The sequence below is a fragment of the Brevibacillus brevis NBRC 100599 genome (assembly GCF_000010165.1).
GTDB classification, from domain to species: Bacteria; Bacillota; Bacilli; order Brevibacillales; family Brevibacillaceae; genus Brevibacillus; species Brevibacillus brevis_D.
Window position 1 is genome coordinate 1 of the sequence record NC_012491.1, and the last position, 7500, is coordinate 7500.

The 7500-nt window shown below is 46.9% G+C and carries 6 protein-coding genes and 5 tRNA genes; all 11 read left to right on the forward strand.

The genetic code is table 11. The features are described 5' to 3' along the window. The first annotated feature begins 440 nt into the window (after positions 1–440). The 11 genes from dnaA to BBR47_RS00060 all read left to right on the forward strand — a co-directional run bounded on the left by dnaA (position 441) and on the right by BBR47_RS00060 (position 7479). A complete protein-coding gene (dnaA, locus tag BBR47_RS00010) occupies positions 441–1826 on the forward strand; it encodes a chromosomal replication initiator protein DnaA (RefSeq protein WP_087349423.1) in 1386 nt (461 codons plus the stop codon). A 207-nt stretch (positions 1827–2033) separates the two neighbouring features. Further along, positions 2034–3173, forward strand: coding sequence for a DNA polymerase III subunit beta (dnaN, locus tag BBR47_RS00015; protein WP_012683785.1), 1140 nt, complete (start codon positions 2034–2036; stop codon positions 3171–3173). Positions 3174–3205: 32 nt separating this feature from the next. Further along, positions 3206–3421, forward strand: a complete 216-nt coding sequence (gene yaaA / locus BBR47_RS00020; RefSeq protein ID WP_012683786.1) for a S4 domain-containing protein YaaA — start codon at positions 3206–3208, stop codon at positions 3419–3421. A 16-nt stretch (positions 3422–3437) separates the two neighbouring features. Then, entirely contained in the window at positions 3438–4556 is a 1119-nt protein-coding gene (gene recF / locus BBR47_RS00025; RefSeq protein ID WP_012683787.1) for a DNA replication/repair protein RecF, read from the forward strand. Positions 4557–4567: 11 nt separating this feature from the next. Further along, positions 4568–4855: an extracellular matrix regulator RemB gene (remB, locus tag BBR47_RS00030; RefSeq protein WP_007720118.1), complete on the forward strand. Its 288-nt coding sequence runs from the start codon at positions 4568–4570 to the stop codon at positions 4853–4855. Continuing rightward, positions 4855–6780, forward strand: coding sequence for a DNA topoisomerase (ATP-hydrolyzing) subunit B (gene gyrB, locus BBR47_RS00035; protein WP_012683788.1), 1926 nt, complete (start codon positions 4855–4857; stop codon positions 6778–6780). The genes remB and gyrB overlap by 1 nt, the downstream gene beginning before the upstream one ends. A 219-nt stretch (positions 6781–6999) precedes the next feature. Further along, positions 7000–7076, forward strand: a tRNA-Ile gene (locus BBR47_RS00040). Between the two features lie 44 nt (positions 7077–7120). Next, positions 7121–7196 (forward strand) — tRNA-Ala (locus BBR47_RS00045). Positions 7197–7213: 17 nt separating this feature from the next. Then, positions 7214–7289, forward strand: a tRNA-Asn gene (locus tag BBR47_RS00050). A 7-nt stretch (positions 7290–7296) separates the two neighbouring features. Beyond that, positions 7297–7370, forward strand: a tRNA-Glu gene (locus BBR47_RS00055). Between the two features lie 33 nt (positions 7371–7403). Beyond that, positions 7404–7479, forward strand: a tRNA-Val gene (locus BBR47_RS00060). The last annotated feature ends 21 nt before the right edge of the window (positions 7480–7500 follow it).

Below are 7500 nucleotides of genomic sequence, written 5' to 3' on the forward strand. Positions count from 1 at the left end.
GGGTCTGTGGATATCATTTTATCCACAAAAACAGATTTCGACAAGTTTATCTACAGCTTGTACACAAAATATAGGGATGTGAATATGTGGCAAGCACCAGAAGTTGTGTTTGTGGATAAGTATGAAAAAACCATTGATACCACGCTTTATATCTGTTATCATGTTTTTGTTTTGAAGCGTGAATAACTCCGATACGTGAATCGGTTTTTCCACAGGGTGTGGATAAGTTTGTGGACAGATTCTTTCCTATGTGTATGTCGTTACTCACAGGATTGAGGATAACAGTCTGCTTTTTTTCACTTCTACGAGCGGAATCCCTATATTTCGACTTTTTTTATCCACAGTCGCTTCAAACGGCTGTGTTGACAATTAGGTCACAACATAGTAGGTTTTTGCACTTTTTCTCGATCATGATGGATCGGTCTTCATCAATTTTTCGGATGGCCCAGAGGGAGGGATTCTGGTTGGATGCAGCGATTAGCGAACTATGGCGCAAAGTACTCGCCAAGATAGAAAAATCGCTAAGCAAACCCAGTTTTGATACCTGGCTGAAGGCGACAAAGGCAACTACATTAGAAGAGGATGCACTGATCGTCGTCGCACCAAACGACTTTGCTCGTGATTGGCTAGAAACCAGGTACGCACAACTGATTACCGATACACTATATGAAGTGACGGGTATCAATATGAAAGTAAAGTTCGTCGCGCTGCAAAATCCTGATGCGGCTTTTGCTGACGAACAACCTGTCCCACGGGTGAAAATGAGTGAACCGCCAACAGTAGCGGATGACCAGCCACCCAGCATCTTAAATCCCAAATACACCTTTGACACGTTCGTCATCGGCTCAGGGAATCGATTCGCTCACGCCGCATCGCTTGCGGTTGCTGAAGCTCCTGCAAAAGCTTACAATCCCCTCTTCATTTACGGAGGAGTCGGACTTGGCAAAACCCACTTAATGCATGCAATTGGCCATTATGTCATTCAGCACAACCCATCGGCGAAAGTGGTCTATTTGTCGTCTGAGAAATTCACCAATGAATTCATCAACTCTATTCGTGACAACAAAGCCGTCGAATTCCGCAATAAATACCGGAGTGTTGACGTTCTTTTAATTGATGACATTCAGTTTTTGGCAGGCAAAGAATCGACACAAGAAGAGTTTTTCCATACGTTCAATGCCTTGCATGAAGAAAGCAAACAAATCATCATCTCCTCCGATCGGCCTCCTAAGGAGATCCCGACACTGGAGGATCGCCTCCGCTCACGCTTCGAATGGGGACTGATTACTGATATTCAGCCGCCAGACCTCGAAACGCGGATTGCGATTTTGCGCAAAAAGGCGAAAGCAGAAAATCTTGATATCCCTAATGAGGTAATGGCATACATCGCCAACCAGATCGACAGCAACATCCGCGAGTTGGAAGGCGCATTGATTCGTGTTGTTGCCTACTCCTCCTTGATTAATCGCGATATCGACACGCAGCTGGCAGCGGAAGCACTGAAAGACATTATCCCTTCCTCCCGCCCACGCGTGATTACCATTATTGACATCCAACGAACGGTCGGAGAAGCGTTCAGCCTGAAACTAGAAGATTTCAAGGCGAAAAAACGGACAAAAACCGTTGCTTTCCCCCGTCAGATTGCGATGTATCTCTCCAGAGAGCTGACGGATGCCTCCTTGCCGAAAATCGGTGATGAATTTGGTGGTCGTGACCATACGACAGTCATCCATGCCCATGAGAAAATCTCTCGTGCGCTGGCAAATGACCCTCATATGCAAACAACCATTCAGTCGCTCATTGAAAAGTTAAAAGCAAACCATTGAACCTGTGCATAACGCAAAAAGCCTATACACAACTTACCCACATGTGTATAGGCTCTCTTTTACGCAATGAACCCACATATCCACAAATCCACAGGCCCTATTACTACTTCTGTTAAAAAGATCTATCCTAATAAGTTATGATAAAGGCGCAGCTATTATGCAGATTCCAACCAAAAATAATGGCGCCGGAGAGGGAGGCTCACGTCGATGCATATTACCGTTCAGCGTGAAAAGCTATCGAACGCCGTATCGCATGTTAGCAAAGCAGTTTCTAGCAGAACTACGATTCCAATTTTGACCGGGATTAAAATCAAAACGGATGACGAAGGCTTGACACTAACAGCAAGCGATTCTGATGTGTCTATTGAAGTTCAGATCCCGATGGAAGAAGCCGGAGAATGGGGAGTAACCGTACATCAACCTGGTAGCATTGTGTTGACTGCACGTATTTTCAGCGAAATCGTGCGCAAGCTGCCAAGCAATGAAATCGATATTCAAGTGGATGATCGTCTCGCAACCAAAATTCGTTCCGGACAAGCTGAGTTCACCATTAACGGAATGGATGCCAACGAATATCCACAATTGCCGCATCTGGAAGAAGATAAAGTCTTCAGTGTTCCCTGTGATTTACTGAAAGCAATGATTCGCCAGACGGTTTTTGGTGTTTCCACTTCCGAAATGCGCCCGATCTTGACCGGTTTAATGTGGTCGCTTGATCAAGGCAAATTGCGTTTTGTGGCAACTGACAGCCATCGCTTAGCTAGCCGTACCGCAATGGTTGAATGCCCAGAAGATCTTTCTTTCCACAACGTGGTAGTTCCGGGTAAAAGCTGCAATGAATTGGTAAAAATATTAGATGATGACCAAAATCTCGCGGATATCGTTGTTGCGGACAACCAAATCCTAGTGAAGTCCAAGCATATCCTTTTCTATTCCCGTCTCTTGGAAGGAACCTATCCGGACACGACCAGAATTATTCCACAAGGCAGCAAAACGGAGATCACTGTGAGCACCAAGGAGTTTTTGCAATCTATCGAGCGCGCTTCCTTGCTGAGCCGCGAAGGCAAATCGAACGTAGTCAAGCTCGTTACGATGCCTGATGGAACCGTAGAAATTACGTCCAATGCACCTGAGATCGGGAAAGTAACCGACATTTTGATGCCAAAAGCAATGAATGGCGAAGAATTGAAAATTTCCTTCAACGCCAAATACATGATCGATGCGCTGCGTGCAATTGATAGCGCAGAAATCAAAGCGAGCTTCAGCGGCCCGATGAGTCCCTTTGTGATTCGTCCGACCGATCATGACTGGATGCTCCATCTGATTTTGCCGGTTCGTACGTACTAAAATGTTTTTACGTAAAAGAAAGGAGCCAAGCCATGCGTGAGGTTTCCATTAGCACAGACTATATTGCTCTCGGCCAATTTTTGAAGCTGGCTGAAATCATTGACACGGGGGGAATGGCCAAAGCTTTTTTGGCTGAGGTTCCGATCCAAATTAATGGAGAGCTGGACAACAGACGTGGACGCAAGCTATATCCTGGCGATGAAGTGGCGATTGAAGGCTATGGTCGCTATCAAGTGGTACGCCCCTGAGAGGAGAGCGTGATTCTTGTTTCTCAAGAACCTGTCGCTAACCAACTATCGCAACTACGAAACGATGTCCCTGTCGTTTGACGGCCCCATTCAGTTATTTATTGGCAACAACGCTCAAGGGAAAACGAATGCTCTCGAATCGATCTATGTTTTGGCACTCGCCAAATCCCACCGAACGCCTCGTGACAAGGAGCTCATTTCCTGGGATGCCGATTATGCCACGATCCGTAGCGATGTTCTTCGTCGCTACGGTTCTGTTCGTTTAGAGCTGCAGTTGACAACCAAGGGAAAGCGGGCCAAAATCAACGGAATGGAACAGCAGAAGCTGAGCGCCTATGTGGGGGCATTGAATGTCGTCATGTTTGCACCCGAGGATCTTTCCATTGTCAAAGGCGCACCTGCCCAGCGCAGACGCTTCATCGATATGGAAATCGGTCAGGTTTCACCTACGTATCTTTATTATTTGAGCAATTACAACAAAGTGCTGGCCCAGCGAAATCAGCTTTTAAAGGATTTGGCCATGAAAAAAAGTAACTCGCTGGAAATGCTGGCAATTTGGAATACCCAATTAGCCGATTTAGCGGTAAAATTGTTACGGAAGCGTTTTGAGTTCATTCGGAAGCTGGAGACGTGGGCACAGGAAATCCACACCGGCATCACCGATGGCAGGGAAAGACTTTCTTTGCATTACGTTAACTCATCGCCCGTTACAGAAGAGATGACGATAGATCAGGCTGTAGATAAAATGCTTGCTGCCTACGAAGAGGTTCGCGACCGGGAAATCATGCGGGGGAGCACCCTTATTGGGCCACACCGTGATGATTTTTCACTTAAAGTGAACAACATGGATGTGCAAACGTATGGTTCCCAGGGACAGCAACGCACCAGTGCGCTGTCCATTAAATTGGCCGAAATTGAGCTGATTAAAGAAGAAGTGGGAGAATACCCCGTTCTGTTGTTGGATGATGTCTTGTCAGAGTTGGATGAACATCGGCAAACATTGCTGCTCGAAACGATTCAGGATCGAGTACAGACGTTTGTAAGTACTACAGGTGTGGAAGGCTTAAAGCATCAGGTTCTCCAGCAAGCCTCTCGTTTTTACGTGAGGGAAGGGAAAATCTCCGGAGAAAGGTAGGGGGTACAGGGATGTTTATTCACATTGGTGGAGATACTGTGGTGAGCACGAAGGAAGTTATTTCCATCCTCGATCATCAGACTGTGAAATCCTCAAAAATCAATAAAGCGTTCTTACTCGAAAAAAGTAAGACAGTTGTTGACCATAGCGAGGAAGAAACGAAGTCTTATGTAATCACCCAGAATGCCATTTACTGTTCACCTATTTCTTCTCTGACGCTGAAGCGACGCGCTCAGTTCGTGGACAGCTTGGATCAGTTTCCCTTTGTACAAGCTGAAGTGGAGGAGTTGACAGAGTAGTGGATCAAGTGACGACGAAAGATACAAACTACGATGCGAGTCAGATTCAGGTACTGGAAGGGTTAGAGGCAGTTCGGAAACGTCCCGGCATGTACATCGGGTCGACCAGCAGCCGGGGTTTGCATCACCTGGTATGGGAGATTGTCGACAATGCCATTGATGAGGCGCTGGCCGGTTATTGCGACGAGATCTTGGTGGTCATTCATCCAGACAACTCCGTATCTGTAACCGATAACGGTCGAGGAATCCCGACTGGCATTCATGAAAAGACCGGGAAGTCCACTGTTGAAACCGTTTTGACTGTATTGCACGCGGGTGGTAAATTCGGCGGTGGCGGATACAAAGTGTCCGGCGGTCTTCACGGGGTAGGTAGCTCGGTAGTGAACGCACTATCCGAATGGATGGAAGTCGAGGTTAAACAAAATAACCAGGTATACTACATGCGCTTTAAAGTAGGCGCCCCGGATGCCGATCTTGCTGTTGTGGGCGAGACCGAAGAGACGGGAACAAAGGTTACCTTCAAGCCCGACCCGACTATTTTTACCGAAACAACGGTATTTGAATACGAGATTTTGCAAAAACGTATTCGCGAGCTGGCGTTCCTTAACAAAGGATTACGCATCACACTGAAGGATACGCGTCCAGATCATGAGAAGGAAGAGTCCTTCCACTACGAGGGCGGTATCATCCAGTTCGTAGAATACTTGAATAAAAACCGGGAAGCCCTGCATGATGATGTGATTTATTGCGAAGGGGAAAAAGAAGGTCTTGTCGTGGAGGTTGCCCTTCAGTACAACGACACCTATGTGAGCAACATCTACTCTTTTGCCAATAACATCAACACGCATGAGGGTGGTACTCACGAAACCGGATTTAAAACGGCTCTTACGCGTGTTATCAACGACTATAGCCGCAAGTTTAACTTCCTGAAGGAAAAGGATCCGAATCTTTCCGGGGACGATGTGCGTGAAGGCATTACCGCGATTATCTCCGTAAAAATTCAAGAGCCTCAGTTCGAAGGACAAACAAAAACGAAGCTGGGCAACTCGGAAGCGCGTAGCATTACCGAGTCTGTCTTCGGTGACCGTTTTAACACCTTCATGGAAGAAAATCCGGGTGTAGCCAAAAAAGTTGTGGAAAAAGCGCTCATGGCATCTCGTGCCCGTGAGGCAGCTCGTAAAGCGCGTGAAATGACTCGTCGTAAGAGTGCGCTGGAAGTAAGTGCTTTGCCGGGTAAACTGGCGGACTGCTCTTCCAAGGACGCATCCGAATCTGAACTGTTCATTGTAGAGGGTGACTCTGCGGGCGGTTCTGCGAAGATGGGACGCGATCGTCATTTCCAAGCTATTCTTCCTCTTCGCGGGAAGGTATTGAACGTAGAAAAAGCACGTCTGGACAAAATTCTCGGCAACAACGAGATCCGTGCCATTATTACGGCTTTGGGAACGGGTGTTGGCGAAGACTTTGATATTACAAAGGCACGCTACCACAAAGTCGTTATTATGACGGATGCCGACGTCGACGGATCGCATATTCGTACGCTTCTACTGACGTTCTTCTTCCGCTACATGAAACAATTGATTGAAGCGGGGTATATTTATATTGCGCAGCCGCCTCTCTACAGCATTAAGCAAGGGAAGACGTTGCATTATGCTTATAACGACAAGCAGCGTGATGAGGTTCTCGCTACCTTGAAGGCTCAACCGAAGCCGAACGTTCAACGCTATAAAGGACTTGGCGAGATGAACGCGGATCAATTGTGGGAGACTACAATGGACCCAGAAGTCCGTACGTTGCTTCAGGTAGATCTTGAAGATGCTATGGATGCCGATATGGTGTTTGAGACGCTGATGGGTGACGAAGTAGAGCCTCGCAGGGAGTTTATTGAGCAATACGCGGCAAATGTACGCGATCTAGATATTTAAATTGGGAACGAAGAAAAGCTTGTCCTTTACCGGGCAAGCTTTTTCTTAATGAAAATATAAAAATACATTTGAAATATACGATGAACATGACTTATAATAGATTTTGCTTTTGTTAACCTCGTCTTTCACAAAAAAGTTCACCCACACAATAAAAAAAATCATTTTTTCTATTGCAATGAACTTAAAAGTGTGATAGATTAAAGTCCCGGAAGTAATTACGGGCCTATAGCTCAGTTGGTTAGAGCGCACGCCTGATAAGCGTGAGGTCGGCTGTTCGAGTCAGCCTAGGCCCACCACTTACATAGCTGACATGACAAGCGTGTCACGAAAGCGTTAGGATGGGGCTGTAGCTCAGTTGGGAGAGCGCCTGCCTTGCAAGCAGGAGGTCATCGGTTCGATCCCGTTCAGCTCCACCATTCTAAAACATCATTATTCCTCGGTAGCTCAGTTGGTAGAGCAATCGGCTGTTAACCGATCGGTCGGCGGTTCGAGTCCGTCCCGAGGAGCCATTCAAATGGCCCGTTGGTGAAGCGGTTTAACACAGCAGCCTTTCACGCTGTCATACAGGGGTTCGAATCCCCTACGGGTCACCTAGCAAATCACCCTGCAATCGCAGGGGTCCTGGAGGCTTAGCTCAGCTGGGAGAGCATCTGCCTTACAAGCAGAGGGTCGGCGGTTCGATCCCGTCAGCCTCCACCACTTATAACAACTGAATGTTTT

Bases quoted from the DNA above. Each gene is read 5' to 3' on its own strand.
- dnaA (WP_087349423.1), top strand. From the start codon at position 441: ATGGCCCAGAGGGAGGGATTCTGGTTGGATGCAGCGATTAGCGAACTA.
- dnaN (WP_012683785.1), top strand. From the start codon at position 2,034: ATGCATATTACCGTTCAGCGTGAAAAGCTATCGAACGCCGTATCGCAT.
- yaaA (WP_012683786.1), top strand. From the start codon at position 3,206: ATGCGTGAGGTTTCCATTAGCACAGACTATATTGCTCTCGGCCAATTT.
- remB (WP_007720118.1), top strand. From the start codon at position 4,568: ATGTTTATTCACATTGGTGGAGATACTGTGGTGAGCACGAAGGAAGTT.